The organism is Pannus brasiliensis CCIBt3594, assembly GCF_036688125.1.
Classification (GTDB): Bacteria; Cyanobacteriota; Cyanobacteriia; order Cyanobacteriales; family Microcystaceae; genus Pannus; species Pannus brasiliensis.
Map to the genome: position 1 here is coordinate 48236 of NZ_JBAFSM010000022.1, position 25631 is coordinate 73866.

Annotated in this window: 27 protein-coding genes; 13 read left to right on the top strand and 14 right to left on the bottom strand. The window is 54.0% G+C overall.

All coding sequences use genetic code 11. The annotated features are described in order from the left end of the window. Window positions 1-172 precede the first annotated feature (172 nt). Entirely contained in the window at window positions 173-562 is a 390-nt protein-coding gene (locus tag V0288_RS12795) for an AbrB family transcriptional regulator (protein ID WP_332865495.1), read from the top strand. Window positions 563-603: 41 nt separating this feature from the next. On the opposite strand, the gene V0288_RS12800 is transcribed toward V0288_RS12795, so the two are convergent. Continuing rightward, complete coding sequence (locus tag V0288_RS12800) at window positions 604-2247, bottom strand: ArnT family glycosyltransferase (RefSeq protein ID WP_332865496.1); 1644 nt, start codon at window positions 2245-2247, stop codon at window positions 604-606. Between the two features lie 19 nt (window positions 2248-2266). On the opposite strand from V0288_RS12800, the gene V0288_RS12805 reads away from it, so the two are divergent. The 4 genes from V0288_RS12805 (at window position 2267) to V0288_RS12820 (ending at window position 6540) form a co-directional block, all read left to right on the top strand. Continuing rightward, a complete protein-coding gene (locus tag V0288_RS12805; protein ID WP_332865497.1) occupies window positions 2267-2548 on the top strand; it encodes a hypothetical protein in 282 nt (93 codons plus the stop codon). Between the two features lie 87 nt (window positions 2549-2635). Continuing rightward, window positions 2636-4507 (top strand): cation:proton antiporter, encoded by a 1872-nt coding sequence (locus V0288_RS12810; RefSeq protein ID WP_332865498.1) that lies wholly within the window; start codon window positions 2636-2638, stop codon window positions 4505-4507. 229 nt (window positions 4508-4736) lie between these two features. Then, window positions 4737-4859, top strand: a complete 123-nt coding sequence (locus tag V0288_RS12815; RefSeq protein WP_332865499.1) for a hypothetical protein — start codon at window positions 4737-4739, stop codon at window positions 4857-4859. A 34-nt stretch (window positions 4860-4893) separates the two neighbouring features. Next, the gene (locus tag V0288_RS12820) at window positions 4894-6540 is read left to right on the top strand and encodes an MBL fold metallo-hydrolase (protein WP_332865500.1); all 1647 of its coding nucleotides are present in this window, start codon (window positions 4894-4896) and stop codon (window positions 6538-6540) included. Between the two features lie 101 nt (window positions 6541-6641). Here the strand turns inward: V0288_RS12820 and V0288_RS12825 are convergent, their stop codons facing one another. Beyond that, complete coding sequence (locus V0288_RS12825; RefSeq protein WP_332865501.1) at window positions 6642-8519, bottom strand: DNA-directed RNA polymerase subunit gamma; 1878 nt, start codon at window positions 8517-8519, stop codon at window positions 6642-6644. A 14-nt stretch (window positions 8520-8533) separates the two neighbouring features. Here V0288_RS12825 and V0288_RS12830 point away from each other — a divergent pair, with 14 nt between their 5' ends. Next, window positions 8534-8677: a hypothetical protein gene (locus V0288_RS12830; protein WP_332865502.1), complete on the top strand. Its 144-nt coding sequence runs from the start codon at window positions 8534-8536 to the stop codon at window positions 8675-8677. 49 nt (window positions 8678-8726) lie between these two features. Here the strand turns inward: V0288_RS12830 and V0288_RS12835 are convergent, their stop codons facing one another. Beyond that, on the bottom strand, window positions 8727-8993 hold the full coding sequence (locus V0288_RS12835; protein WP_332865503.1) for a DUF7219 family protein: 267 nt from the start codon (window positions 8991-8993) through the stop codon (window positions 8727-8729). Window positions 8994-9299: 306 nt separating this feature from the next. Between V0288_RS12835 and V0288_RS12840 the strand changes: the two genes are divergently transcribed. Continuing rightward, window positions 9300-9509 carry a hypothetical protein gene (locus tag V0288_RS12840; protein WP_332865504.1) on the top strand — a complete coding sequence of 70 codons (210 nt, stop codon included), beginning with the start codon at window positions 9300-9302 and terminating at the stop codon, window positions 9507-9509. On the opposite strand, the gene V0288_RS12845 is transcribed toward V0288_RS12840, so the two are convergent. From V0288_RS12845 to V0288_RS12865, 5 genes are all read right to left on the bottom strand, one after another. Further along, window positions 9506-10399, bottom strand: coding sequence for a metal ABC transporter permease (locus V0288_RS12845; RefSeq protein ID WP_332865505.1), 894 nt, complete (start codon window positions 10397-10399; stop codon window positions 9506-9508). The genes V0288_RS12840 and V0288_RS12845 overlap by 4 nt on opposite strands. Before the next feature lie 243 nt (window positions 10400-10642). After that, on the bottom strand, window positions 10643-11050 hold the full coding sequence (locus tag V0288_RS12850; protein WP_332865506.1) for a gamma-glutamylcyclotransferase family protein: 408 nt from the start codon (window positions 11048-11050) through the stop codon (window positions 10643-10645). Continuing rightward, window positions 11043-12068, bottom strand: coding sequence for an aldo/keto reductase (locus V0288_RS12855; protein ID WP_332865507.1), 1026 nt, complete (start codon window positions 12066-12068; stop codon window positions 11043-11045). The genes V0288_RS12850 and V0288_RS12855 overlap by 8 nt, the downstream gene beginning before the upstream one ends. 45 nt (window positions 12069-12113) lie before the next feature. Continuing rightward, entirely contained in the window at window positions 12114-12455 is a 342-nt protein-coding gene (locus V0288_RS12860; protein ID WP_332865508.1) for an NfeD family protein, read from the bottom strand. 193 nt (window positions 12456-12648) lie between these two features. Beyond that, window positions 12649-13227: a glyoxalase-like domain protein gene (locus V0288_RS12865; protein ID WP_332865509.1), complete on the bottom strand. Its 579-nt coding sequence runs from the start codon at window positions 13225-13227 to the stop codon at window positions 12649-12651. A gap of 275 nt (window positions 13228-13502) precedes the next feature. On the opposite strand from V0288_RS12865, the gene V0288_RS12870 reads away from it, so the two are divergent. The 5 genes from V0288_RS12870 to V0288_RS12890 all read left to right on the top strand — a co-directional run bounded on the left by V0288_RS12870 (window position 13503) and on the right by V0288_RS12890 (window position 19477). Beyond that, a complete protein-coding gene (locus tag V0288_RS12870) occupies window positions 13503-15419 on the top strand; it encodes a serine/threonine phosphatase (protein WP_332865510.1) in 1917 nt (638 codons plus the stop codon). Window positions 15420-15693: 274 nt separating this feature from the next. Further along, window positions 15694-16056 (top strand): ArsR/SmtB family transcription factor, encoded by a 363-nt coding sequence (locus V0288_RS12875; RefSeq protein WP_332865511.1) that lies wholly within the window; start codon window positions 15694-15696, stop codon window positions 16054-16056. Next, on the top strand, window positions 16057-16734 hold the full coding sequence (hetL, locus tag V0288_RS12880) for a heterocyst differentiation pentapeptide repeat protein HetL (protein ID WP_332865512.1): 678 nt from the start codon (window positions 16057-16059) through the stop codon (window positions 16732-16734). It abuts the gene before it with no gap. 267 nt (window positions 16735-17001) lie between these two features. Further along, window positions 17002-18579, top strand: coding sequence for a magnesium-protoporphyrin IX monomethyl ester anaerobic oxidative cyclase (gene bchE / locus V0288_RS12885; RefSeq protein ID WP_422661966.1), 1578 nt, complete (start codon window positions 17002-17004; stop codon window positions 18577-18579). Between the two features lie 439 nt (window positions 18580-19018). Next, window positions 19019-19477, top strand: coding sequence for a GAF domain-containing protein (locus V0288_RS12890; RefSeq protein WP_332865513.1), 459 nt, complete (start codon window positions 19019-19021; stop codon window positions 19475-19477). Here the strand turns inward: V0288_RS12890 and V0288_RS12895 are convergent. Then, window positions 19442-20635 (bottom strand): NAD(P)/FAD-dependent oxidoreductase, encoded by a 1194-nt coding sequence (locus tag V0288_RS12895; RefSeq protein ID WP_332865514.1) that lies wholly within the window; start codon window positions 20633-20635, stop codon window positions 19442-19444. The genes V0288_RS12890 and V0288_RS12895 overlap by 36 nt on opposite strands. A gap of 330 nt (window positions 20636-20965) precedes the next feature. Continuing rightward, the gene (gene sixA / locus V0288_RS12900) at window positions 20966-21460 is read right to left on the bottom strand and encodes a phosphohistidine phosphatase SixA (protein ID WP_332865515.1); all 495 of its coding nucleotides are present in this window, start codon (window positions 21458-21460) and stop codon (window positions 20966-20968) included. Here sixA and V0288_RS12905 point away from each other — a divergent pair. After that, window positions 21437-21706, top strand: coding sequence for a hypothetical protein (locus tag V0288_RS12905; RefSeq protein WP_332865516.1), 270 nt, complete (start codon window positions 21437-21439; stop codon window positions 21704-21706). The genes sixA and V0288_RS12905 overlap by 24 nt on opposite strands. Before the next feature lie 130 nt (window positions 21707-21836). Here the strand turns inward: V0288_RS12905 and V0288_RS12910 are convergent, their stop codons facing one another. From V0288_RS12910 to V0288_RS12925, 4 genes are all read right to left on the bottom strand, one after another. Continuing rightward, window positions 21837-23627 (bottom strand): fatty acyl-AMP ligase, encoded by a 1791-nt coding sequence (locus V0288_RS12910; RefSeq protein ID WP_332865517.1) that lies wholly within the window; start codon window positions 23625-23627, stop codon window positions 21837-21839. 314 nt (window positions 23628-23941) lie between these two features. Continuing rightward, entirely contained in the window at window positions 23942-24391 is a 450-nt protein-coding gene (locus tag V0288_RS12915; protein WP_332865518.1) for a hypothetical protein, read from the bottom strand. A gap of 161 nt (window positions 24392-24552) precedes the next feature. Continuing rightward, window positions 24553-24996: a DUF29 domain-containing protein gene (locus V0288_RS12920; RefSeq protein ID WP_332865519.1), complete on the bottom strand. Its 444-nt coding sequence runs from the start codon at window positions 24994-24996 to the stop codon at window positions 24553-24555. A 277-nt stretch (window positions 24997-25273) separates the two neighbouring features. Continuing rightward, complete coding sequence (locus V0288_RS12925) at window positions 25274-25552, bottom strand: hypothetical protein (protein WP_332865520.1); 279 nt, start codon at window positions 25550-25552, stop codon at window positions 25274-25276. Between the last annotated feature and the right edge of the window lie 79 nt (window positions 25553-25631).

The window sequence follows — 25631 nt, forward strand, 5'->3', positions numbered from 1 at the left end:
GATCGTCCGCGACTGATTACAATTATTTTAGCTAACCAAGTGCGAACTATCGCTTTTCCCGTGTAAGATAAGGTTATAACCAATCGTAACCGAATGGTTTGTGGACGGGGGAAGTCCTGCCCCGCCGACAGCCTTATCAACCCTAACCATCACTTATTTTTTGAAAACGTAAATGACTAAAACCTCTCAACCCGAACCGTTAACCGGAGCCGAACTACTGGAAAAAGTTAGACAGCTAGGCAGTCTCAGCAAAGAAGAAAAAGCCCGGGAATGTGGCTACTATACCTTGACGAAGAACGGGATCGAGCGCGTCAACATGATGAAATTTCTCAACGCGTTAATCGACGCGGAGGGAATCGACCTCGATAGCAGTTCTAACGGTCAGGGTCGCGGCGGGCGCTCCGCCAGCTATCGCATTAGCGTCCAATCGAACAATAACCTCTTGATCGGTTCGGCGTACACCAAGAAAATGGGTTTAAAACCGGGCGATGAATTCGAGATCACCCTGGGGCGCAAACACATTCATCTCAAACAGGTGGGCGTGGCCGACGAGGAAGAGTAGCCCGCGATCCGAGGGAATCGGGACGGGTTTCCCCGCCCCGATTATTTCGTGATCAGGAACCATTCCGATCCGGCATTCCCGGAGATCTTATCCGTCTTCCCCAAGACCCTGGCTCTCTCGTATTCGGGTCGCTTGCGGGTCGGCCGATCGACCAGTAGATAGGGATGGGGAGTCTCCCGCCAGTGGTCGAGTAATGCCGGTTCCGAGAGCGGGAAAACCCGTCGATCGCTATAGAAATTTAACGAGGGACGCTCGTACTCGAAAGCCATGTAAACGGGGCGATCGGCGGGAACGTATTTTTGAATTAAACCCGCCACCGGTTTGACGGGAAAAGCCTCGTTCAACTCCCAGATCCAGTAGGGAGAACTGACAAAAATGAACAGCGAGACATACATTCCCCAGAGTAAAACCGGGATGAACTGTTCCGATCGACGGGCGACGAGCAGTGCCGCCGTCGCCGTGGTCAGGGAGAGCGCCGCCAGGGTTAAGGGGGCGAGGGGATCGATGGGAGGCAGTAAATCCAACGGCCAATCGAGATAGATAGCCAATCCCGCCCCTCCCGCGATCACGGCGATAGCTCCCAACAAAAACCCCCAGATCGGGCTATAGGGTCGATCGATGGGAAAATTGCGAACTCGATCGAGGGCGTGACCGGCGGCCAGGGCGAGAACGGGATAGATCGGCAGGATATACCAGGGAAGTTTGGTAGACATCAGCGAAACGGCCACCAGATACACCCCGCCCCACACGATCAGCAACTTCGCCCAACTGTAGCGGTAATCGAGCCGGGCTAATCGGAACCCCCAGATCGAGAACATTAACCAGGGCAAGCTATATTTAAGAATTTCTAACAGGTAATACCAGAAAGGTTGTCGGTGATTGTCGAGGGAGGCGCCGACGCGTTTTAGCTGTTGGGCGAGGAGAGAATCGAGGAATTCCCGATCGTAATGCAAGAATTGAGCCACGTACCAGGCGATCGCCGGGGTCGCGCCCAGAAACCAGCCCAACCAGAAATAGGCCGAGGTTAATAACCGCGGCGTGTCCCAGAGCAGGAAGAGAAAACCGATCGCCGCGAGCAGAAGCCCCATGATTCCCTTGGTCAGACAGAGGAGGCTGAAGCCCAACCCCGCGCCCAGCGACCAGCGCAGATCGCGCCTCGATCGCAGGATACCGAGGATCATCAGGATTTCAAAACATAACACCCCCCCGTCCAACATGGCCAATCGACCGTGACGGACGACCGGGAGAAGGGTTAGATACACTAACGCCGAGAGAAGGGCGCTCGATCGGCCGGGAAAGATCTCCCGTCCGAGCAGATATAGTAGGGGAACCGAAAGCGCGGATAAAAACGCGCTCGGCAGTCGGGTCGTCCACTCGTGAACCCCGAAAAAGTGATAGAGAACCGCGATCAGGCTATGGATCAGGGGCGGTTTATTGAGATAGGGATCGTCCCAGAGGGTGGGAAATAACCAGCGGAACGAGTCGAGACCGGAGCGCGAGATCTCGATCGCCACCCGGCCGATCGTGCCTTCATCCCAATCCCGTAAGGGCAGATTTCCCAATCCGACCGTATAAAGGAGCAACGCCCCGAACAATAACCCCACCAAAGAGAGAATCTCTTGAAAGTCCTCGCGTTGGCGGAGTTTATAACCGGGATGTCCCCAAGTGAACGTTTGACGATTCATAGCCCTTCGAGTTAACCTGATGGTAATTGTATCTCTCGTCCTCTCGATTCTCAACGCTTCGATCGCCGATATCGCCAAGATTTTAGTTTTTATAAGATTTCGATCGTTTTTCCGAAAACCCGTCTCTCTAGAGTCTAAGGATGAAGTTAGCCGTGACCTTTCCTATAATCTCACTATCGAGCGCTCGTCCGGTTATCGGGAAAAAGTTTCGGAGTCGATCGATCGGCGGAAATACCGCTCGACTTCAAGACCCGGCGAACGCTCGAACCTTCGCGCCGGTCGGCAATTTTTCCTAGTTTAACCGTAGTATTTTCTCGAAAGCGATCGTATCGACGGTCAAGCTCGATCGCCGCGACCCCTTCGGTGATATTCCGTTTCTCCCCACGCTATGGATGAATCTTTCGCGCTAACCCTGCAAATCGTGATCACCGTTTTAGCGGGGATTACCGCTCAAGTCATCGCGGAATTCTGGAAAGTTCCTAGCATCGTTTTCCTACTCGTTTTCGGCATCGCGCTCGGGAGCGACGGGTTAGATATCCTCCACCCCCAAAGTCTCGGTATCGGTCTAGAGGTTCTCGTCGCTCTATCGGTGGCGATTATCCTGTTCGATGGCGGTTTGAATTTAAGCGGCCGGGAATTGGGCCGGGTATCCGGCAGTTTACGCGATCTCGTCACCCTGGGAACCTCGATCACCCTCGTCGGGGGAGGCATGGCGGCCCACTGGCTGGCGGAATTCCCCTGGCCGATCGCCTTTCTCTACGCTTCCCTGGTGGTCGTCACCGGGCCGACGGTGGTGGGGCCGTTACTCAAGCAGGTTTCGGTCGATCGACGCGTCGCTACCCTATTAGAAGGCGAGGGCGTGTTAATCGATCCCGTCGGCGCGATTCTAGCCGTCGTCGTTCTCAACACCATCGTTAACCGTCAGGCCAGCGCGCTGGAGGTCGTCAACGGTCTCTTCCTACGTTTGGGAGTCGGGGCGGCGATCGGCATCGCGGGCGGCTTATTCTTAAGCTTTTTCCTGAAAAAAGCGGATTTTATCTCGGATGAACTGAAAAATCTCGTCGTTCTGGCGGGAGTATGGGGATTGTTCGGCCTATCGCAGTTTAGTAGGAGCGAATCCGGGTTAATGGCCGTGGTGATGGCCGGGATCGTCCTGCGGGCGGCCGCCCTTCCCGATGAACGTCTCCTGCGGCGTTTTAAAGGGCAATTAACCACGCTCTGTGTCTCGGTACTTTTCATCCTCCTCGCGGCGGATCTTTCGATCGCCAGCGTGTTCGCGCTCGGTTGGGGCAGTGTCCTCGCGGTGTTGGTGTTGATGTTCGTGGTGCGTCCGTTGAGTATCGCCATCTGTACCCTCAATAGCGATCTTTCCTGGCGCCATAAACTCTTTATCGCCTGGATAGCGCCTAGAGGAATCGTTTCCGCTTCCGTCGCTTCCCTTTTCGCCATTTTACTCACGAGAGAGGGGATTAACGGGGGAGATTCGATTAAAGCGCTTGTTTTCCTGACGATCGGGATGACGGTTTTCCTTCAGGGATTGACGGCGCGCCCGGTGGCGGAGATTTTGCGGATCACCTCCTCGTCGGCGACGGGAGCGGTGATCGTCGGTTGTAGTCCCCTCGGTCGTCTGCTCGGTCGTCTCTTTCAGGAACAGGGGGAATCGGTGGTCCTGATCGATACCGACCCGATCGCCTGTCAACGGGCGGAAAACGACGATCTCACGGTGGTACAGAGTAGCGGCCTCGATCCGGAAGTGTTACAGAAAGCCGGCATCGAATCGATCGGCACGTTTATGGCGCTGACGAACAACGGCGAGGTCAATCTCGTGGTCGCCCGACGCGCCGCCGAGGAATTCCACCCGCCGCGGGTTCTGGCGGTCTTTTCGGGAGCCTCCACCCCCTCGCCGACGAAGGTAAATCAGGCTTTCGGCGATCGATTCCAGGTGAAAGACTGGAACCGCTACATCGAGGACGGACAGATTAAATTGGGCAAAACCGTTTTTAAAAGTGATGAGTTAGTCGAACAACAAGCGCGATTACAGACATTAATCGATCGAGAAGAATTATTACCCCTCCTCCTCCGAAGGGACAACCTCTTACAAGTGGTCACGTCCAGCGAGGAATGGCGCGACGGCGACGAGTTGATCTATCTCCTGCACGATCCCCGTCCCCAACTGCTCAAACGTCTCTCCGGCGGCGTTTTCTCCCCGCGTCTAGCCCTCGAACCCCTGCCGGAAGTGGAAGTCGCGGCCGGGAAATAGTTAGGAGGTAGGAGTAAGGGGTAGGGAGAGGAGTAGGGAGTTTTCTCGAAACTCTCGATTTTTTCCCGAAACTAGATTCTCTCTCTATTGATTTTCCATTTTCCACTTCCCACTCCCCATCTCCTCATCCCCCCATCCCCCTCACCTCCCCCATCTCCCCCGTACCGGTTTCTGAAACTTCTTATAGTATTGGGATAGAGACCTTTATTCGAGAACTTGTTTCAATAGTATGGATATCAAACTGATCTTGGTGGTGCTGACGGGTTTATTCATCGTTTCCTGTCTCTTTTTCGGCACGCGCAACGGGTTTTACGATACCGATAACTACGATGGCAACGGAACCGCCCACTAAGGGTTAGCGTCGATCGGTACTTATCAGGGTCTGCATGAATCAACGTTCCTCGATTATCCCGGAATCGAAATCCCTTCTCTCCTGTTTGCCCTTCGGAGTGGGTCACGATCGAGAGGGAGTGTGTCTACTGGTCAAAATCGGCCCCTACCGGATTCTGCTCGATTGTGGGTTGGCGGATATTACCCCCCTGACGATCGAGAAAAAATCGCCGGCCGATCTGGTTTTCTGTAGCCACGCTCACGCGGATCACGCGCGGGGGTTACTCCCTCTCCATCGCCTCTATCCCCAACTGCCGATTTACGCCAGCGAGGTGACGGTTTCCCTTTTACCGCTGAACTGGCTCGGTTCGAGGGAAGAGATCCCGAATTTCTGTCAGGGTTGGCCCTGGCAAGTACCGATCGAACTGTTCGACGATCTCAGCGTAGAAATTTTCCCGGCGGGACATCTCCCCGGCGCGGCGGTGGTTTTATTCACCTACAAAACCCCGAAACGCTCCTACAGGGTGATGTACACGGGGGATTTCTCCCTGTCGAATTTTCAACTGGTGGAGGGACTGTCGATCGATCGTCTCCGCGGCCTCTCGCCGGACGCGCTGATTATCGAGGGCAGTTACGGAACCCAACGTCATCCCCATCGCCGCCAGCAGGAAAAGCAGTTAATGAACCGCATTCACGAGGCGGTCTCGTCCGGGCAAAATGTCCTCCTTCCCGCGCCCGTTTTAGGGGCCGGTCAGGAAATCCTCAAACTTCTCCGCTCTCATCACCAGTTCACCGGGCGCGACCTCGATATCTGGGTCGAGGGCAATATCGCGACCGCCTGCGATATCTATCTCGACCTCCTGCCGAGATTTCCCGTTTCGGTGCAGAATTTCGCCAAACATCAGCCGTTATTCTGGGACGATCGCATCTGTCCCCGTTTGCGACGGCTCACGGATAAGGATTTACCTCTCGGGGGGGATGTGCCGGCGATCGTCCTAACCGATCGATTGGATAATTTACAACGCTATCTAGCGGGATCTCGATCGTGGTTACTGCTGATCCCCGAACACTATCAGAATCGTTTACCCGCGGAAAGCGCGCGCTGGAAAACCTATCAACGTTCGCGATTCCTGACGATCGAGACGTACCTACTCGCCGAACATAGCGATAGTCGCAATACCACCCAACTAATCCATAATTTACGACCACAACACGTTATTTTCGTGCATGGTTCGCCGCTTTATCTTGCGGATCTCACCAGTCTAGAAGAATTACAGAATCGCTATCAATTACACTCTCCCGCGGTGGGAACGCTGGTCGAATTACCGGTCGGCGATCGCTTTATCCAACCCACCCCACCCGCGCTGACACACTACGAGGGAGAGATCAACGAGGGAAATTCTCACGTCACGATCACGTTACCCGACTCGATCGCCCGCGACCCGCGCTGGAGTCATTTCGCGGATACGGGATTGGTCGAGGCGCGCTGGCAGGGGGAAGATTTATTACTCCGCGGCGTTTCCCAACGGGAGTTATTGAGCGAGAGTCACGCGCGGACTTCTAAAGCGATCGAGGAAATCGATTCCTGTCGGATCTGTTCCCACTACAAGAGTCAACGGTGTTGGAATCCCGCGTCGCCTCTCTACGGTTTTAAAGTCGTGCCGGAAGGTTACTGTCCGGTGTTTGAATCGATCGAGAATTAATGTGGGGAGATGGGGGAATGTTTCGGGGTAAAGGGAAAAGAGCTTTTTTAATTCTTTCACCTTTACCCTTTCATCTCCCTCATCTCCTGCCTTCCGCCTTCTTAACCGGCTACCAGCACTTCTTGGATCGTTTTATTGTAGATAATCCGACCCGGCGTGGTATTGACATACTGGCAGATCACCTCGCCATCTTTTTCGCGAACCTTACGTTCCCGGTAGTATTTCCACACACTGCCGTCGGGTAAGGTTTCCGTCTCCAGTACCTCGTTATCCGGTTTATGGGTTTTCACCTCGCCGTCGTAGCGTAGCCAGACTCGCGAGTGTAGATCCACCAATCCCTGATCGAAGGCGCGTAGGGCATCTTCCATACTGCCGAAGTAACGTCCCGCGCCTTTTTGCGCGTGGGGATTGTCCGCGGTGAGGTAGTAACACCCGAGAACCATATCCTGGGACGGCGCGACGATCGGGCGACCGGTCGCGGGCGATAGGATATTATGACAGGCCAACATTAACAGGCGCGCCTCGGCCTGAGCTTCTAGGGACAGGGGAATGTGAACCGCCATCTGGTCTCCGTCGAAGTCGGCGTTAAACGCGGGACAGACGAGGGGGTGCAGTTGGATCGCCCGGCCATCCACGAGAATCGGCTCGAAAGCCTGAATCCCCAGACGGTGCAGGGTGGGGGCGCGGTTGAGGAGTACCGGGTGTCCGGTGATCACCTCGTCGAGAACGTTCCAGATGTTCGGGTCGCCGCGTTGGATCATTTTCTTGGCGGCCTTGATGTTGTTGACGATGCCTAGTTTGATCAGACGGTGGATGACGAAGGGCTGGAACAGTTCGATCGCCATTTCCCGCGGCAATCCGCACTGGTAGATCTTCAACTTCGGCCCGACGACGATTACCGAACGTCCCGAGTAGTCTACCCGTTTCCCGAGGAGGTTCTGACGGAAACGACCCTGTTTACCCTCGATAATGTCCGATAGCGACTTCAGGGCGCGGTTATTAGCCCCTACCACCGTCCGACCGCGACGACCGTTATCGATCAGCGCGTCCACGGCTTCCTGGAGCATCCGTTTCTCGTTACGGACGATAATTTCCGGGGCGAGGATTTCTTGCAGACGGGAAAGGCGGTTATTCCGGTTGATGACCCGACGGTAGAGATCGTTCAAATCCGAGGTGGCGAAACGTCCCCCGTCTAACTGCACCATCGGGCGCAGATCCGGCGGGATGACGGGAATCACGTCGAGAACCATCCAATCCGGCTTCGATCCGGTGGCGACAAAGTTATCGATCACCCGGAGGCGTTTAATCAGTTTCGCCCGTTTCTGACCTTTACTATCGACGATTTCCTCGCGTAATCTCTCGGCTTCTTCTTCTAGGGGGATTTCCTGGAGGAGTCGCTGGATCGCTTCCGCTCCGATGCCCACCTCGATGCCGTAGAGTTCGGAATCCTCCGCGTAGATCTGTTCCTCGATCTCCAGCCACTGATCTTCGCTGAGGAGTTGTTTGTAACTGAGGTTGCCCGCGTTACCGGGGTTGAGAACCACGTAAGCGTTAAAGTAAACGATCTGCTCCACGTCGCGCAGGGGCATATCGAGAAGAATGCTGAGATAGCTGGGAATCCCCTTGAGATACCAGACGTGGGTCACGGGAGCGGCGAGTTTAATATAGCCCATGCGATGACGACGGACGCGCGATTCCGTCACTTCTACCCCGCACCGCTCGCAGACGATCCCGCGATGGCGGACGCGCTTGTATTTACCGCACCAACATTCCCAATCTTTGGACGGGCCGAAAATCCGCTCGCAGAATAGCCCGTCCATCTCGGGTTTTAAGGTTCGATAGTTAATGGTTTCCGGTTTCGTTACCTCGCCGACTACCTGACCGTTGGGCAGGGATCTTTCCCCCCACTGCCGGATTCTTTCGGGGGAGGCGAGACCGATTTTGACGTAATCGAAGCGTTGATCTGCTGGATTCTTCATTCTAGATTCAGGCGATGGTTGGTTATAGTCGGTACTCGATCGCCGGGGCGCGGGTTCGCTCGCTTCGCCCCGTGTGGTTAGAAGGCTATTTTCTCTACTATCTTGATAAACACGAGGATAGACTCAGGCGCTTTCACTCTCGATCGAGCGATCGCTGAACTGAGTCCGGGGATATCCATTATATCGCGTCGGGGTCTCGATCGCCCGCTAGATCCCCTCTTGCGTTCCCTCGTTTTTTCGCGGCAGGAGCGCTTTCTTGCTGTGTTTGAGACCGCGCCAGAGGTCGTGAATTCTCTCGTAGGCTTCGGGGGTCGATAGTTTCCCGCCCGTGTGTAAACTGGAGATCAGGGCAACCTTTTGGGAGAATTCCTGTAAATTAGCGTTAAAAACAAGATTTTCTGGCGTAAACATCCCGTAATAACCCGCTCTAGGGTAGAGAAAGTTTTCTCTGGCCGAACGATCGATTTTTTCCATCGTGACAAGCTCCCCCAACATTATGATCTCTACTATTTATTATATCCTTAACCTCTTGTTAACCTAAATCCCCCCGAAAAATCGTCCGGAAAACTACCTTTCGGGCGGGATTTCCGACGGTCGATCGGAATTTTCACGGGAGTAGAGGGATAGAATCGGGATATTTCGAGAATTTTGGAGGGAAATCGCTATAAATTTCGAAATTGTCCGATTTTGATCCCCGCGGGTTATCGATAACCGGAAAATCTTCCTTCGGGAAAATTTTGACGGCTTTTCCTTTATTATTAACTTGTTTTTAACCTAATCATGCTAGACAACGTGAGGATGATCGAGATCGGGAGTTTGGTGCGGGTGCTGTATCCCGACTACGCGGAGGGGCGAGTGGGAATCGTGGAAGCGAGGGAATCGACCGGGCGCTGGTTGATCCGTCTCGATCCTTGGGAACACGATCGAGATCCGCTGATTCTCTCCCTAGAAGAGAGGGATTTCGAGGTGATCCGCTCTCCTTTACCCTAACGACGGGCTAAGAAATTTTTGATCTCGGACCAGAGAGAGGGACGATCGCCGCCCGCGGCCGGATGGGTTAAGATCCCCTGGCCGGGACTGAAGAGAAACGCGAGCAGGAACAGGCCGAAGGCGACGAGAACGATCGCCGGTCCCGAGGGAAGATTGAAATAGTAACTGAAATACATCCCGCTAATACTGGCGAGAATTCCCAATCCCACCCCGACGAACATCACCTGATGCAGACGGGGAACGAGTAGGTAAGCGGTCGCCGGGGGAGTGATCAAGAGAGCGAGAACGAGAATCACGCCGACAGCCTTGAGACTGGCGACGATCGTTAGCGCGATCAGGGTCATTAAGCCGAAATCGAGTAAATTTACCGGTAAACCCGCCGCTCTAGCCCCGTCTTTATCGAAGGTGTGGAAGAGAAGTTCTTTGTAGAGAGCGAAGACGGTGAAGAGGACGATAACGGCGATAATCAGGGTATCGCGGATATCCGCGGGAGTAACCCCGAGGATATTACCGAAAAGAAAGTGATTGAGGTCGATTTTATTGTCTTTTTGAATGACGGTGATCAGGGTGATGCCGAGGGCGAAAAAGGCGGAGAAAACGATGCCCATCGCCGCGTCTTCTTTAATCGGGGAACGGGTGCGGATCAGGTCGATCAGTAGGGTGCTGAAGAGGGCGGCGATCAGGGCGCCGATGAGTAGATTAAAATTGCCGAGGAAGGCGATCGCCAATCCCGGTAGGACGGAATGACCGATCGCGTCTCCTAACAGGGCGAGACGCTGTACTAATAGATAGGTCCCGACGACCGCGCAGATGATGCCGATGATAATCGCCTCGATCGACGATCTCTGCATGAAACTATACTGTAACGGTTCGAGCAATAGCTCTAACATTCCCTACTTAACCTCTCGCGGAATTCAAAAATTGTCGTGTGGTTAGGGAGTCAGGAGTCAGGAGTCAGGAGTCAGGAGTCAGGAGGAAGAGTAAAGATTTTTAGGGCTAAAAATGTCAGAAAATACGGATTTATCTTGTACAATCCTAGTTTTTGAAATTTTTAGACATTCAAAAATGAATCGCGCTTCGAGATCTACTCTCCCTTCGCCGGCGTTTTTCCATCCGTCCCGCTCGCGAGACCTTTATCTCCACGAGGATTCCGTCCACCATCCCGAAGGTACGGGAACGCCCCCGTGAAGGGCGATTCGGTCGCGATTCATCCGATATCCCCAAAAATCGCCTAAAGACTCCCCAGAAAGGGTATAAACGGGAATTTTTAGGCGTTGGTACTCGTTTTCATCGGGAGATCGATCCGATCGATAATCTTCCAACTCGTCCAGACGGGTCAGAACGGACTCATCGTGAAAGGTCAAGAGAACGCCTTTTACCAGATTATCGCCCTCGGTCATGGCGGGATAGCCCAATTTGACCAGATGGAATAACTCGCCGCGGGTACACGCGAGAAGGGATTCTCTCACTTTGTCCCCGCAGTAGGTCGAATGATAGCGCCCGTCGGGTTTGAGCGTTCCGTAGACGAAGACTTTAAGCATCGATCCGTTCTTGGAAACCTCCGAATAGTAGATCCCGGACGAATTGACTTTCTAAAAAGTCGTGGGGGAAACCGAGATCGATCGAGCTAACCGCGTCCAGTCGATCGATCTGTTCGTCCGTGAGGGTGAATTCTACACAGGCTAGATTATCCTGTAGTTGGGACAGGCTACGCGCGCCGATAATCGGGATGGTGGGGATAGAACGCTGTCTGAGCCAGTTTAACGCCACTTGCGCCGGCGATCGATCGATCTCGCCCGCGATCTTTAGCACTACCCCGGCGATTTCCAGATCGCGATTCTGGATCTGGAAGGGTAGATCCGGCTGACTCAGCCTTCCGTCCACGGGAGTCGATCGATTGTATTTCCCGGTTAAAACGCCTCCCCCCAGGGGACTCCAGGCTGTCACCCCGATATCGAACGCTTTCGCCATCGGTAATAATTCCCGTTCGGGGGCGCGTTGTTTGAGGGAATACTCGATCTGTAGGCCGATAAAGGGAGTCCACCCGCGGAGTTCGGCGATCGTGTTCGCGCGCGCGATTACCCACGCGGGAGTGTCGGAAATGCCGATGTAGAAGACTTTTCCCATCCGCACCAGATCGTCGAGCGAGCGGATCACCTCGTCGATCGGCGTGAGGGAGTCCCAGGCGTGAAGCCAGAGTAAATCGATGTAATCGGTTCCCAGACGTTTTAAACTGGCTTCCACGGATTGAAAGAGGTTTTTTCGGTGGTTGCCGGACGCGTTCACGTCTCCTAAACGGGTGTTAAGGGAGTATTTGGTGGCGATCACCCAGCGTTCTCGATCGCCTCGAATGAATTCCCCGAGAAATTTCTCGCTCGTGCCGTTGGTGTAGAGATTGGCGGTATCGAGAAAATTCCCGCCGGCTACCGCGAACGCGTCGAGGATCGATCGACTTTCCTCGATCGAAGATCCCCATCCCCAATCCGTCCCGAACGTCATCGTTCCTAGACAAAGCTCGGAAACCCGTAAACCACTATTACCGAGAAGTTTGTAACGCATAAGTGTTCCGTGTGAGTGTGGAGAATTTTTCGCGCGCCTAGATTTCTAACTATCCCTTCTGAGATATTTCTCGGAAATGACCACGACTTTATTTTCTTTCAACTGTAAAATTAATACCGTTTCTCCGGGCGCGAAAGTATCTTCGGATTCGGTGATCGCCGTAAAATCGAGGAGATTTCCCCGAACCTTCACCCGAACTTTTCCCTGGCTATTTCGATCGAAAGGAATTTGAACGGTTCCCGTTAAGCCGATAAGTTCCGACTGTCCGACAAAACGATTTACCCTTTGATTCCAACGTTTTAACCGAGCGAGGATGACGATCAGGATAGCTACTCCAATAACGATCCCTAGAGAAATTACCGCGATTTCGAGGAGTCGATCGGACATTTTTTAACTCGCTTTCGGGAAACTTTTGTCAAAAAGCGTTTTTCGGAGCGAAATCTCGGTAGGCTGTTCGGTATTTAAAACGGGAGATGAGGGGGATGAGAAAGGCGAAAGGGTATAAGGTGAAAAAATTAAGAAAGCTTTTTCTCTTTTCACCGAACAATTCCCCCATCCCCCCATCTCCCTCTCGAAAGATCTAACTTTTCACTTCGGACATCTCGATCACCCGTTCTTCCGAGTCTTTGACGAGAAAATTCAGAGGTTTCTCCTGACGGATTTTATATTTCAAACGTCGGGATTCGACGCGGAGAAGGATCTGTTCGAGACAATCGCGATCGAAACAGACGTGACGGTGACGGTTTTTATAGCCGAGGGTCGCGCCACTGACGACGTGTAATTGCGTGTTTTTTTTCAACTGATACCACAGGCCGTCGGAGGGTTCCGGGACGGACGAGCGAACGGTGGTGGCGGCGGGATTGCCGGAGAGATAGAACGGGTCTACGGTCGTCGTTCCTAGAGCTTGCTCGTAATTGTAATAATAATGTAGGGGAACATCGGCCACGGGTAAATTTAAAAGTCCTTCATAAAACCGGCGCGCCACCTCTAGATCCGTCACCATGATCGTGTGTACCTTCGGGGCGCTGGTGAGGAACATCCACATGGCCAGCGCGTAGGCGGCCAGTAGCATAACCATGATGCCCTGAGTGGAGAGCAGGCTATCGAGGGGCAGGAAAGCGCCGAGGAAAATCGAATTCAGGAACGCTGATGGAAGCATATCGCGGCGAAATTATCTCGATTGATTTCACAATTATAGTCATCGAGGGAAAAAAACAGATGATCGGCCGGGGCTGGCGAGAGGGGGGAACGAGGGGCGAAGGGGCCGGGATCGGAGTTTTCCCGCGAAAAAATAGATCGATCGATAGAATTATAAGGTATATTTCCGGTCGATGTGGGAATACTAGAAATATAATGAAGCGTTCGCTCTTGCCCCGCTAACGTTCCGCTCGCCCTATTCCCCCTGCTGTTTTTCGCCGGAACCGAGAATCGCCTATGTTGGTCTGCCCGCACTGTCAATTCGATAACCCTAACTCTAACCTCTTCTGCCAAAATTGTGGCGAATCCCTGACTTTCCATCACTGTCACGAGTGCGGGGAGAAAGTACCCTTCAGCGAGGCGATCTGTCACAAGTGCGGGGCGCTCACCGGGTTTACCTGGTGGGCGATCGTCGTCGGGGACGATCCCGAGGCCGGGGAATTATCCCCCGGCGCGCCGGACTATCTGGACATCGGGCAGAGGTATCGCCTGGAAAAACCGCCGGCCTCGCCGGGGGAAGAAATTCCCGATCGACAGGCCCGCGTGTTCGATTGCCAGCCCTTGCAAAAATCGGTTCTGAAGGTTTTCTTAGAAGATCGCTCGGGCCTTCCCGATCTCGGCCTCGTCGGGGCCGAAGGGGAAGAGGTTCCGGACTGGCTCCCGAAAGCGGCCGTTCCCTATTTACGATTGAAGGACTTCTACCCGGCCGTTCCCGAGGTACACGATACCTGGCAGGAAGGAAATCGGGAGGTGATCCTGCTCGACGATCGCTCGGCCTGGCCGTCTCTATCCGAGACGATCGAGCGGGAAAACCCGCCGATCTTACAGTTAATCTATTGGTTCGACGAGATCGCCAAATTGTGGAAAGCCCTAGCCGACGTGGGTTGTTGTCGCAGTGTCCTGGTGAACAGTAATCTCCGGGTCGATGAGGATCGCGCGATCGGCGTGCAACAGTTGATCGCCGATCTGCCCGATTCCCTGCCGGATCTCCGAGATCTCGCCGTTCTCTGGAAAGACTTCCTCCCGAGCGATCGGGACCCGCTGGTTTTCGCCCTGCGACAGTTTCTCGAACGTCTGCGCGCCGGCGAGATCGAAAGCGTGACCGAACTGCGGCTACAACTGCAAGAACTCGGCGACGAGGAGGCGAATTTCCCGGAGGAGGAGGCGCTGGCCCTACAGGAAGCGATCGAGGAATCGATCGAGTTTATGAGCGACGAGAGTTCGGCGGCGATCGAGGAAACCGAGGAAACGACCAGCCCCAGCACTGCCGATCTCACCTCGATCATCGCCGACGAGGAGGACGAGCACGCCACGGATATCGCGCCCACGCGCTTACTCACCCTCGCGGACGCGGGCGCGACCGATACCGGGCGAACCCGACGACACAACGAGGATTGTTTCGGCATCAATAGCGAGATCACCCGTCAGCAGACCAATCGGAGTCGGAACACCCGAGGACGGGGTTTATATATTGTCTGCGATGGCATGGGCGGTCACGCGTCGGGAGAGGTCGCCTCGTCGCTCGCCGTGAAAACCCTACAGGAATTTTTCATCCCCCGCGCCGACGAGAAAATGCCGGGGCAGGACGTGATCGAGGAGGGGATCCGTCAGGCTAACCAGACACTCTATCAGGTGAATCAGGCTCAGGAGTCTTACGGGAGCGGTCGCATGGGAACGACGCTCGTTTTAACCCTCGTGCGCGATACCACCGTGGCGATCGCCCACGTCGGCGATAGTCGGATCTACCAGATCAATCGCCGGGGATTGGAGCAGTTAACCGTCGATCACGAGGTCGGACAACGGGCGATTCAGGAGGGAGTTCCCGCCGCGATCGCCTACTCTCGCCCGGACGCTTACCAACTCACCCAGGCTCTCGGTCCCCACGACAATCACTACATCAAGCCGGATATCCGGATTTTCGAGGTGCGGGAGGATACGCTATTGCTCCTCTGTTCCGACGGGTTATCCGATAACGAACTGATAGAGAAGAATTGGCAAACCCATCTCTCTCCCCTACTGAGTTCGTCGGCTAATTTAGAAGAGGGAGTACGGGAATTGATCGAACTGGCGAACCAACAGAACGGGCATGACAACATTACCGCGGTCTTGATCCGGATCAAGGTACAGGCGGATCTGGAAACCCGTCCGGGATAAGCGGCGATCGGGGTCGGAGGAGACAGGAGGCAGGAGGAAGCCCGGCGAAAACTTCTCCCCTAACGTCGGGCTTGCATAGCCCGACGAGGATAAGGTTAGGGCGATTTCGAGAGCGGGAAACCGACTCGCGGCTTACTTTTGCCGATTGCCTTCCGCCTATTGCCTATTGCCTAGCCCTGTAACCCGTCGGTTTCCGATCGGCGATCGGGGGAATCTTCCGGTAGACTACAGTAGTGAATAGTTATAAAGTTTTAGATTATCGGTCTTTATCACTATGTTGGATACTTTTTCTCCCGAAACCTCTACGCTAGTTCTCTCCGCGGTCGCGGATTATTTCAAGGTTCTTTCCGAGGTGAGCCGCCTGCAAATTCTGAGTTGTTTGCGAAACGGGGCGATGAACGGTAAGGAAATCGCCGAAGCGACGGGATTGGGGCAGGCGAACCTCTCCAAACACCTGAAAGCGCTGGCGCAGGCGGGCATTATCTCCCGTCAACCGCGGGGGGTTAGCGTGTACTACGAGATCGCCGACCCGCTCATTTTCGATCTCTGCGAGGGGGTTTGCGATCGCTTGAGCCAGCGTTTACAACAACGGGCGATCGAGTTCGAGCGTTTAAAAGCCTTCACCCTCTCGAAATAGATGGAGAGCGAGGAATTACAGCGACGTTACCGCGCCGGGGAGAGAGATTTTTCGGGGCTAAACCTCCGGGAAATCGAGTTAACCAATCTCACCCTGGAAGCGATCGATCTCTCCCGCGCCGATCTCCGTCAGGCGAGATTGGGAAAAATCCATCTGGCCCGATCGATCCTCCGGTCAACGGATTTCAGTGAATCGATTCTCTGGGGTGCGGACTTGAGCGAGGCGGATCTAACGGGAGCTTTGTTAAGAGACGCGGATCTTAGCGGTGCGAATCTGACTAAAGCGAATTTAGAAACGGCTTATCTCGTCAAAGCGGTTTTAAACGGCGTGAATCTCAACGGGGCGAGTCTCCGGGGGGCGAAATTACTCGACGCGGATTTCCGGCCGACCTCGGATCAACGTACCGATCTCGGCAAGACGGATTTCCGGGACGCGGATCTGAATTACGCGATTTTTAGCGGTGCCTCGTTGTATCGGGCGAATCTAGAGGGATCTCGACTCTGTAGGGCTAATTTTAGCGCCCGTCCCGCGAGAGACGCGTTTCTCACCGATCTCACCGGGGCGAATTTCCGGGGCGCGGATCTCTCCTACGCGGATTTCAGCGGCGCGATCCTGCGGGACGCGGATCTAACCGGCGCGGATCTCACGGGAACGATGCTCGCGGAGGCGATTTTTTAGAGACCTCTCGCGGGAGGAGACAGGAGGCGCTCGTCGGTTCCCCCGCGAGAAAACACGCCCTAAAACACGCTATTTCGAGATTCGTGACAATTTCGTGCCGGGTTATCGGGCGATCGCTATCTTGGAGAGAAGAGCGAGTCGGTTCGGGTCGCGAGAACTTTCCCGATCGCCGGGAGCCCTCGATCCCGCCGTTCGCCCCTCGGACGAAAACGATTTTCCTTTCGCTAGGGCGGATTTTCCCCGAGAAGTAACCGAGTACGGACAGTTATGCGTATTCTCATCGTTAACCCACCCCACCCGGCGATCGGTAGTCGTATTCCCCGCGAGCAGTTACCTCCCCTGGGGCTGTTAGCGATAGGCGGCCCTCTCTTGGATGCCGAACATGACGTTACTTTGCTCGACGCGGAAATCGGCCCGCTCGAAGAAGTGGAGATCGTCCGGCGAGTCGTCGCGCATCGTCCGGAGGTACTGCTGATCGGTCATTCCGGCTCGACCTCGGCGCACCCGATCGCCATCGGACTGACTCGCCGTTTTCGCGAAGAGTTACGGAACCTGACCATCGTCTACGGCGGGGTCTTCCCGACCTATCATTTTCGGGAGATCCTCGCGCAAGAGAACTCGATCGATGCGATCGTTCGCGGGGAAGGGGAGGCTACCGTTCCGAAACTGCTCGCCGCCCTGGAAAACGGTGACGACCCCGCGAGTGTAGAGGGTATCGCCTTCCGTCGCGACGGTCGGCTCGTGGAGACCCCGCCCGCCCCGACGATCGAGGATCTAGATGCCTACCGCATCGGCTGGGAACTGGTTGACCTGACCCGATATAGCTACTATGGCGGTAAACGGGCCGTCGTGATCCAGTTCTCCCGCGGGTGTCCGCATTCGTGTAATTACTGCGGACAACGGGGCTTCTGGGCCCGATGGCGACATCGCGACCCCCGGAAACTCGCCCGCGAGATCGCCTGGCTCCATCGAACTTACGGCGTGGAACTCTTCAATCTAGCCGATGAGAACCCGACGGTGAACCGGACGCTCTGGCGGGAATTCTGCGAGGCGATCATCGCCGAGAAGATCGAGGTGACGCTCATCGGTTCGACCCGGGCCGACGATATCGTTCGCGATGCCGATCTCCTCCACCTGTACCGCGCGGCGGGAGTCGAGCGCTTTTTGCTCGGTATGGAGAACACGGAGGAAGAAACGCTCCGGAAAATTCGCAAGGGAAGCGCCCCGGATACCGACCGGGAGGCGATCCGCCTACTCCGACAGCACGGGATTCTCTCTCTGGCGACCTGGGTGGCCGATTTCGAGGAGGTGAGCGATCGGGATTTCCTCCGTACCCTGCGACAATTACTCCGCTACGACCCGGATCAGATCATGTCACTGTACGTCACGCCCCATAGCTGGACAGGATATTATCGGCTCGCGACTGACCGACGGGTTATTCAACTCGATCGAACTAAGTGGGACTATAAACATCAAGTTTTAGAAACCCGGAATTTACCGCCCTGGCGCGTTTTTCTCTGGGTGAAATTCATCGAGATCGTCCTGCAAGCGCGACCGAAAGCGTTATGGCGCTCGTTTTTACAGCCCGATCGCGCGGCGCGGCACGGGATGAACTGGTTCACCCGCATGGGCCGTCGGGTGTTCGCCCGCGAGTGGTGGGATTTCTTTTTTCGGGATCGTCGGGTGAGCGACGGCCCGACCCTAGAAGAATTTTGGGGTTCACCGCGGGACGATCGGGAGATCCCCCTTCGTATTCTCCCGCGGGAACGGCACTCGAAGACCGCGGGATCACCCGCCCCGGCGGATAGCGTCCCTCTCGATCGGGAGCGGGCGGGGAGTCTGTAACCGAACTCACCCGATAGGGCGGACGTAAGGTTTGGGAAGTTCGATCGGGGAATTGACGGGCGATCGAGCCTCGGAACCCGCGGGACGCGTTTCCCGATGCCATAACTTCTCGGATAGAGCCATTTACCCGTTTACGAGGATACTGAAACCTTCGGTCTGCCGTAGGCGAGAAACCCTAAAAAATCCAAAACCCGCGAGGTATTGAGTCAGGAGGCAGGATTCAGAAAAAAATACGGAAAAATCTTCAGGAAACTCAAAATATTTTCTATAATTCCTAATTTTTTAGGTTTTTAGAGGGTGCAAAACTGAATTCCGTGAGAAGTTTATTTTTTCCGAAGAGATAACTTTCCGGAAATGGGGTGATCGCGATAACGGTATCCGAGGACTATAATCGGGCCGTGGCGGGAAAGAAATCGATCGTTCGCCATCGGATTTTGTTATGAGTCTGGAAACTTCAACCACCGCTCTCGACGATGACCTCGATCGGATCGCCCGCGAGGTATTCATCCTAGTCCACGCGGAAACCGTTATTATCGCCCGTTTTGAGGACGGGGGATCGATCGTTCACTACGTCACGGGAGTGGGTAAACACGCGGGGGCGATCGTCGGTAAAAAAGGCGAAACGGCGACCTCCGGATTGTGCGGGGTCGTCCGCGAGGGAAACTGTCCCGTTCTCGTCGGCAAAACCGAGGGAGATACGAGAATCCGTCAGGATATCGCCGTCGCTTTGGGGATTACGACCGCCCTAGCCGTCCCGATCGAGGTGAATCACGAGCTATTCGGGGCGATCGTGGTTTTAAATCGCTTCGATGGCGGGGAATTCAGCGAGTCGGATTCGATCGCCCTCTCCGAATACGTCCGCTTATTGACCGATCGCGGCGAAAATCGGCTCGGTTAGCCAGTTTACCCCCACCGTTACCTGATGTTTCACCGTCGGGAGTCGGTAGAGATAGACGAGACGACGGGTAAGATAGGCCGCTCCCCCGTCGAGTTGAATCCCCGAACCGCTAATCGTCGCTTCATTAACACCGAGCGCGAGCATCTCCCCGAGCGGTTGATAGCGGAAGGGTAATAAGGGTTTCCCGGTGAGACTCGCGTGAAGATTCCACGCGCAGTAATCGGCCTGTTGTAAGGCGACTTGCGCGGTCGCGGGGTAGGGTTTATCTTCCTTATCGCGACTGTCGGCCGCGTCCCCTAAAACGTAAATATCGGGTCGATCGATCGCCTGTAAATACTCGTTGACGCGGATTCGTTGTCCGGTTCCTTTGGCGAGGGGTAAATCGGCGATCGTGTCGGACACGATCGGGCCGACCGCCCACAGCACTAGATCGACGGGGATCTCGTCCACCTGTCCCTTATAGTTCATCGACAGGCGATCGGCGCGGATCTCCTCGACGCTGGTTTCTAAATCGACCCACACGCGACGTTTTTCGAGGGCTTTTCTCGCGGTTTCCCGATTAAATTTCGGGGAGGCGAGGAGAATTTCGTCCGTTTTCTCGATGATGCGGATTTTTCCCCGTTCTCCCAATCGATCGGCCAGTTTACAGGCGATCTCTACGCCGCTATATCCCCCCCCGATAATGGCGATCCGGATTCGGTCGCGACTCGATCGCTCTAGTTCCCGTAGTCGATCCTTGAGACGGTAGGCATCCTCTAGAGTACGGAAGGGGAGCGCGTGTTCTCTCGCCCCCGGAACGAAATCTAGGGAGGCTTTCCCGCCCACGGCGATCGCCAATCGCTCGAAGCACAGTTCGGGAGAATTGTCAAGCTTTATTTTTCTCGCTTCGAGGTCGATTCCCGTCACGGTTCCCCGGTGAAAGTGAATCGGCGTATCGTCGAGTAATTCGCTAAAAGACGGCGCGATCTCCCACGATCGCAGTTCATCGGTGACTAACTCGTACAGTAACGGCGAAAAAAGAAATCGATCGTGGCGATCGATCAAAGTGATTTTCGGTCGGGGTCGGTCTTCCCAGGAAAACTGATTCAGACGCAACGCGGTGTAAAGTCCGCCGAATCCACCCCCGACAATACAGATCTGTTCCCTTGCTTCGCTCATGCCTAACTCTCTCGCGCTTTGTATACTATTGTATCGGGGGCGGCCGGCGATCGTCGTCTCGCGGGTTTCCAAATTTCTTTCCGGGATAAGATTCAGGAGCCGGAAGAGAAAAACAGGGGAAATTTTTTCTATAAACTCGGTAAGGTAATAATTTTTTGTTGAAATCCCCGATTTATCGGTTTTCAGACCTTCGTGAAGAGACTTCCGGCGGAATTCATTTTAGAGATTCTCAAAACTCCCGAGATCGCGATCTATAAAAACTTTTTGGACTATTTTAGGCAATTTTTAGGTATTTTCTTCTTGATTCTCCTCCTGCCTCCTATCTCGATTCTACAGTAACCATTTCGGGGGGATGAGTAAAAATAACTCGCAGTGAGCGATCGGGTTTTCGCGGTCGGGAACCTCGATGCCGATCACTCCCGCTTTTTTAACGATTAAATTTCCTCTAGATTCGCCCCATACAAGCGATTCCGCCCAATAACCGAGATCGGGTTCGTGACCGACGAGAGCGATCGAATTCTCCGGGCCGCGATAGGCCGAACCTCGCCACCAGTTCAACCAGTCTCTAACCTTGCCATCGGGAGCGAGCGGGGGAAATTCCTCGATCGAGTCGCCCAATTTCTCCGCGACGAGGATTTCCGCGGTCTGACGCGCGCGAACGAGGGGAGAGGAAAGAATTTTCTCGAATTTCATCCCCGATTCCGCCAACCGTCGCGCCACTCTCGTGGTCTTTTTCTTACCCTCGTCGGTTAACGGTCGCTCGTTATCGTCGGCATAATCGCCGTGTTGTCCGGCCAACCCGTGCCGCACGAGATACAGTTTCATCCGCGCTTCCTCCAACGACTTCTCTACCACTGTCGCGGAAAACAAAATTTCCCGTCAAGATACTTCTCGCGGAGAAAGGAGTCAGGAGGCAGGAGGCAGGAGTCAGGAGGCAGGAGGCAGGAGGCAGGAGGCAGAATCCAGAATAAGAGGGCTAAAAATTTTAGAAGAAACTATAATTCAATGATTATCGCATTTTATTTACGAATAATTACGAGTTTAGCTGGATTCCGAATGTTCGAGACATGAATCGAACCGATGAAAAAACGAGTGGGCCGGATTTACCGACCCATCGTAAGCATTACGGCTTTAGGTTTAGATAGAGAAAAAGAATGTAATCTTCGATTAGCCGAAAGCCGAAAGCTTCGCGCTATCTCGATTATTCTTCTTTCGCGTCGGAGCGATCGAACTTCGCCACCAATTCCGGATTTTCCGACCAGGCATCGACAATATTAATCTTGCCGTCGAGGAAATTCTGCCGGATGGCGCGACGTTGGATCTTACCGCTGGCGGTTTTTAAAACCGTTCCCGATTTGGCGAGAACGATCGAGTGGGTCATGATCTCGTGTTCTTCGGCGATTTCTTGGCGGATGTCGGCGATTAATTTTTCCGTGTCCAGTTTTCCGCTACCTCGCTCGATTTCCTGCACGATCACTAACTGTTCCTCTCCCCCGTCCTCGATCGAGAAAGCGGCCCCGTAATCGGGACGGAACACCGGATCGAGATGTTGCACCGACCACTCGATATCCTGCGGGTAGTGATTCGTACCGCGGACGATAATCAGATCCTTGATCCGTCCGGTGATAAATAATTCGCCATCGAGCATAAAACCGAGATCCCCCGTCCGTAAAAAGGGGCCTTCCCCGGTATCGGCGATATACGCTTGAAAGGTTTCTTTCGTCGCGTCCTCTCTTTGCCAGTAGCCTCCGGCGACGCTGGGATCGCTCGCCCAGATTTCACCTACCTCATCGGGAGCGCAACGCTTCAGAGTATCGGGATCGACGATGGCGATTTTCGTCTCGCAAACCCGGCGGCCGCAACTGGGAAGATAGCGGACTCCCGTGGTTCGATCGGGACTCACCTCGACAATTTTACGCCGCTCGTAGGCCGACGCGTCGATCGCCACGAGTACGGGGGTGGTTCCTTTCGGTTTCGTGGAGATTAATAAGGTATATTCCGCGAGTCCGTAAGCGGGGGCGAACGTTTCCCAGGAAAAGCCGTAGGGAGAGAAAGTATCGACGAATTTCTCCATTACCTTCGGGTTAATCGGTTCCGCCGCGTTTCCCGCCGCCTGCCAACATCTCAGGTCTAATTCGGCGAGATCGCTGGCTTTTACCCGTCGGGTACAGAGATCGTAGGCGAAGTTCGGCGCCTGGCTATGGGTGACTTTAAATCTCGTGATATTTTTCAGCCATTGGATCGGGCGCTTGATGAACGAGAAGGGGGACATTAAATAACAGGGTGTCCCGTTGAAGAGGGGGACGGTGATCCCTTCTACCAGTCCGTAATCGTGAAAATAGGGCATCCAGGTCAGGGTAACGCTATCCGGCTCGTACCCGCAAGCTTTCTGAAGATAGCCGCAGTGGTGCATGAGGTTAAAGTGGCTCAACATTACCCCTTTGGGAACGTTGGTGGAACCGGAAGTGTATTGTAGATAGGCGAGGGCATCTTTATCGACTTTCGGATCTTCCCAGCGATCGGCGAGGGAAATATCGATACTCTCGGTGGTAATCCACTTCATCTGGTCGAATTCGGGAAATTCTTCTTTTACGCCTTCGATTAACGAGAGAATGCTTTCGGTGACGAGGGCGAATGTGGCGTTCGCGTCTTTGACGATCGCCCGTAATCGGGGGAGGGTGCGTTTCAGTCGTCCGGATTCCGGGGGAGGGACGGGAATGGCGATGACTCCCGCGTACAGACAGCCACAAAACGCGGCGACGACTTCTAATCCTTGGGGATAGAGGAGGAGGGCGCGTTCTCCCTTGGCTTGATATTGTTGGAGATAGGCGGCGATCGCTCGGGCCTGTCGATCGAGTTCGCTATAGGTTAACGGTGGGGTTTCTTTTTTGCCATCGACGAGGAAGGTGTACGCGTGACCGTCGGGTTGTTCGGTGGCTCGATACCGGAGCAGTTCAACGAGGGTGGATGGTTGGATTAGCGTTTGGGTCATCGTTCTTATCGCCTATCGATCGAGGGCTAATGTATAGAAGTTTTAACATAATCGTATGGCGATAGAATAATGGATCGCGCTCGATCGGTCAAGGTAGAGCGCGGAGTTTCGCTTGAGGGAGATGAGGGAGATGAGGGAGGTGGGGGAGATGGGGAAGATGAGGGAGGTGAGGGAGGTGAGGGAGGTGGGGGAGGTGAGGGAGTGGGAAATAAATATAGAGAGGATATAGTTTCGGGAAAAAATCGAGAGTTTCGAGAAAGTTACTCCCTACTCCCCACTCCCTACTCTCCCGACGACAAAACGCGAGAGAGCGATTAGGCTTTGATTTTTCGGTTTTCCCAGAGTTCGACCAGCCGTTGTTTGATGCGTTCTTCGGCTCTCGCGGCGAAGGTTCCCGCGCCGGCGAAACGGCTATCCCATTCGGATTGTGTGGTTTCGACGATCGTGGGTTCGCCACCGTCGAGTTTTAGTTTTTCCTCGTCGTAGCGAGTTTTAGCGATTTCTAGGTATTGTTTCAATTGTTGATAGCGATCGCCGTATTTTTCCGACCAGGAAGCGTCGAGAATCTCCCATTCTTTCGATAGTTTCGCCCCTAGTTTCTCGATCGCCGGGGTGAGGGTTTCCGTCCGGAACGCGTTGAGGAATTCGGTAAAGGTCGATCGAATCCGATTTTCGCGGGTTTCTTCGGGAATTACTTCGACGGGGGGATCGATCGTGACTTCCGGCGTGGTGTCCTGTAGATTATTCTCGATCGAGTCAGTCATGGTATACCTCGAATTCATTATCTCGATCGTTACAGAGATCTCGCGCGATCGACCGGGGGAAAACCTTACCGAAAGATACGGATTCCGCGCGCTGTCGATTTATCTTGGCTACCGGCGAATTATCGAGCGTTTATCTTTCCGAAGAGACTGAATACGTTTGATTATTGGCGATCGATCTCGTCGGGCAACCAGTCATCGATCGCCTGTTCAACAGTATAGGGACAGGACTCGGGAAAGAGATCGATCGATAACCGAGTTTGTCTAGCGACTTCCCGACGCGCTATCGTGTATTCTTTTTCTAAAATTTGTCGCGGATAATGCTGTAAACTGGGGCTATCTTCTAACTTACGACGGATTTGGGAACGTCCATCATTAATCGAGTCTAGCCAACTATCCGATCTACGTCGTGGTTGATATTGCCATTTCAGTAAATGGGCTAGAATTCTCTCCAGTTGAGAGCCGATAGCGCTCCGTTCGCTCTTTCCCAAATCTTCCACTTCCTCGATGAGATGTTCCCAATCTACAGCATCCCATCGACGCTCTCGTAATAGTCGCGCCGTTTCGATCGCCCACAGGGTTAAATCATTATCGTAGCTAGTTTTCATCGTCTAGAATTCTCGAAAATTAGTCTCGATCTTTACGAAGAGCGAACGAATAAGGGTAACAAATCACGCTCTTCCGCAGGAGACAGACTAAGCGATATAAAATAATTTTTTGGGTATAAATAATCTTCTCCAGATTCATCGATAACCCGTAAATATTTTTCTGGTAACGCGCGATCATCGGGGAGAACTCGATAAACTTTCCGCGGTTCCAAGTCCTCGCAATTCGCGTTATTGATACAGATCGCGTACTGATGTAACGGTTCGTTCATAGCTTTTTTTAAGATAGGCGATCGACCGATTCCGTTTCGCTTTCGATCGCCGGTAGCGAGGACATTTCCGGTTGACTCGGTAGGGTTTCGGGGAGATCGATCGTCGTGGCGATCTGTTGTTCCGTCTGTCCCGATAGAAACTCCACTTTCCCGGACGCGTTCGAGGCGATCGCTAATAGCGCCCCCGCGAGAACATAGATCGGTAGGGGAAGAATATAGCCTTTTAGCGATTGATAGATCTGTACGAGAATAAACAATAAAACACTGGTGACGATCCAAACTTTCATGACTCTCCGTTTTCTCTGTGCCTCTGTGGTGAATCTCATTGAAAAAGGTGGGCGCGAACCCACCTTTTATTAAACGTTG

What these genes read in the sequence shown, in the direction of transcription:
- V0288_RS12795 (WP_332865495.1), top strand. Translation starts at nt 173, where the DNA reads ATGACTAAAACCTCTCAACCCGAACCGTTAACCGGAGCCGAACTACTG.
- V0288_RS12800 (WP_332865496.1), bottom strand. Translation starts at nt 2,247, where the DNA reads ATGAATCGTCAAACGTTCACTTGGGGACATCCCGGTTATAAACTCCGC.
- V0288_RS12805 (WP_332865497.1), top strand. Translation starts at nt 2,267, where the DNA reads ATGGTAATTGTATCTCTCGTCCTCTCGATTCTCAACGCTTCGATCGCC.
- V0288_RS12810 (WP_332865498.1), top strand. Translation starts at nt 2,636, where the DNA reads ATGGATGAATCTTTCGCGCTAACCCTGCAAATCGTGATCACCGTTTTA.
- V0288_RS12815 (WP_332865499.1), top strand. Translation starts at nt 4,737, where the DNA reads ATGGATATCAAACTGATCTTGGTGGTGCTGACGGGTTTATTCATCGTT.
- V0288_RS12820 (WP_332865500.1), top strand. Translation starts at nt 4,894, where the DNA reads ATGAATCAACGTTCCTCGATTATCCCGGAATCGAAATCCCTTCTCTCC.
- V0288_RS12825 (WP_332865501.1), bottom strand. Translation starts at nt 8,519, where the DNA reads ATGAAGAATCCAGCAGATCAACGCTTCGATTACGTCAAAATCGGTCTC.
- V0288_RS12830 (WP_332865502.1), top strand. Translation starts at nt 8,534, where the DNA reads ATGGTTGGTTATAGTCGGTACTCGATCGCCGGGGCGCGGGTTCGCTCG.
- V0288_RS12835 (WP_332865503.1), bottom strand. Translation starts at nt 8,993, where the DNA reads ATGGAAAAAATCGATCGTTCGGCCAGAGAAAACTTTCTCTACCCTAGA.
- V0288_RS12840 (WP_332865504.1), top strand. Translation starts at nt 9,300, where the DNA reads ATGCTAGACAACGTGAGGATGATCGAGATCGGGAGTTTGGTGCGGGTG.
- V0288_RS12845 (WP_332865505.1), bottom strand. Translation starts at nt 10,399, where the DNA reads ATGTTAGAGCTATTGCTCGAACCGTTACAGTATAGTTTCATGCAGAGA.
- V0288_RS12850 (WP_332865506.1), bottom strand. Translation starts at nt 11,050, where the DNA reads ATGCTTAAAGTCTTCGTCTACGGAACGCTCAAACCCGACGGGCGCTAT.
- V0288_RS12855 (WP_332865507.1), bottom strand. Translation starts at nt 12,068, where the DNA reads ATGCGTTACAAACTTCTCGGTAATAGTGGTTTACGGGTTTCCGAGCTT.
- V0288_RS12860 (WP_332865508.1), bottom strand. Translation starts at nt 12,455, where the DNA reads ATGTCCGATCGACTCCTCGAAATCGCGGTAATTTCTCTAGGGATCGTT.
- V0288_RS12865 (WP_332865509.1), bottom strand. Translation starts at nt 13,227, where the DNA reads ATGCTTCCATCAGCGTTCCTGAATTCGATTTTCCTCGGCGCTTTCCTG.
- V0288_RS12870 (WP_332865510.1), top strand. Translation starts at nt 13,503, where the DNA reads ATGTTGGTCTGCCCGCACTGTCAATTCGATAACCCTAACTCTAACCTC.
- V0288_RS12875 (WP_332865511.1), top strand. Translation starts at nt 15,694, where the DNA reads ATGTTGGATACTTTTTCTCCCGAAACCTCTACGCTAGTTCTCTCCGCG.
- hetL (WP_332865512.1), top strand. Translation starts at nt 16,057, where the DNA reads ATGGAGAGCGAGGAATTACAGCGACGTTACCGCGCCGGGGAGAGAGAT.
- bchE (WP_422661966.1), top strand. Translation starts at nt 17,002, where the DNA reads ATGCGTATTCTCATCGTTAACCCACCCCACCCGGCGATCGGTAGTCGT.
- V0288_RS12890 (WP_332865513.1), top strand. Translation starts at nt 19,019, where the DNA reads ATGAGTCTGGAAACTTCAACCACCGCTCTCGACGATGACCTCGATCGG.
- V0288_RS12895 (WP_332865514.1), bottom strand. Translation starts at nt 20,635, where the DNA reads ATGAGCGAAGCAAGGGAACAGATCTGTATTGTCGGGGGTGGATTCGGC.
- sixA (WP_332865515.1), bottom strand. Translation starts at nt 21,460, where the DNA reads ATGAAACTGTATCTCGTGCGGCACGGGTTGGCCGGACAACACGGCGAT.
- V0288_RS12910 (WP_332865517.1), bottom strand. Translation starts at nt 23,627, where the DNA reads ATGACCCAAACGCTAATCCAACCATCCACCCTCGTTGAACTGCTCCGG.
- V0288_RS12915 (WP_332865518.1), bottom strand. Translation starts at nt 24,391, where the DNA reads ATGACTGACTCGATCGAGAATAATCTACAGGACACCACGCCGGAAGTC.
- V0288_RS12920 (WP_332865519.1), bottom strand. Translation starts at nt 24,996, where the DNA reads ATGAAAACTAGCTACGATAATGATTTAACCCTGTGGGCGATCGAAACG.
- V0288_RS12925 (WP_332865520.1), bottom strand. Translation starts at nt 25,552, where the DNA reads ATGAAAGTTTGGATCGTCACCAGTGTTTTATTGTTTATTCTCGTACAG.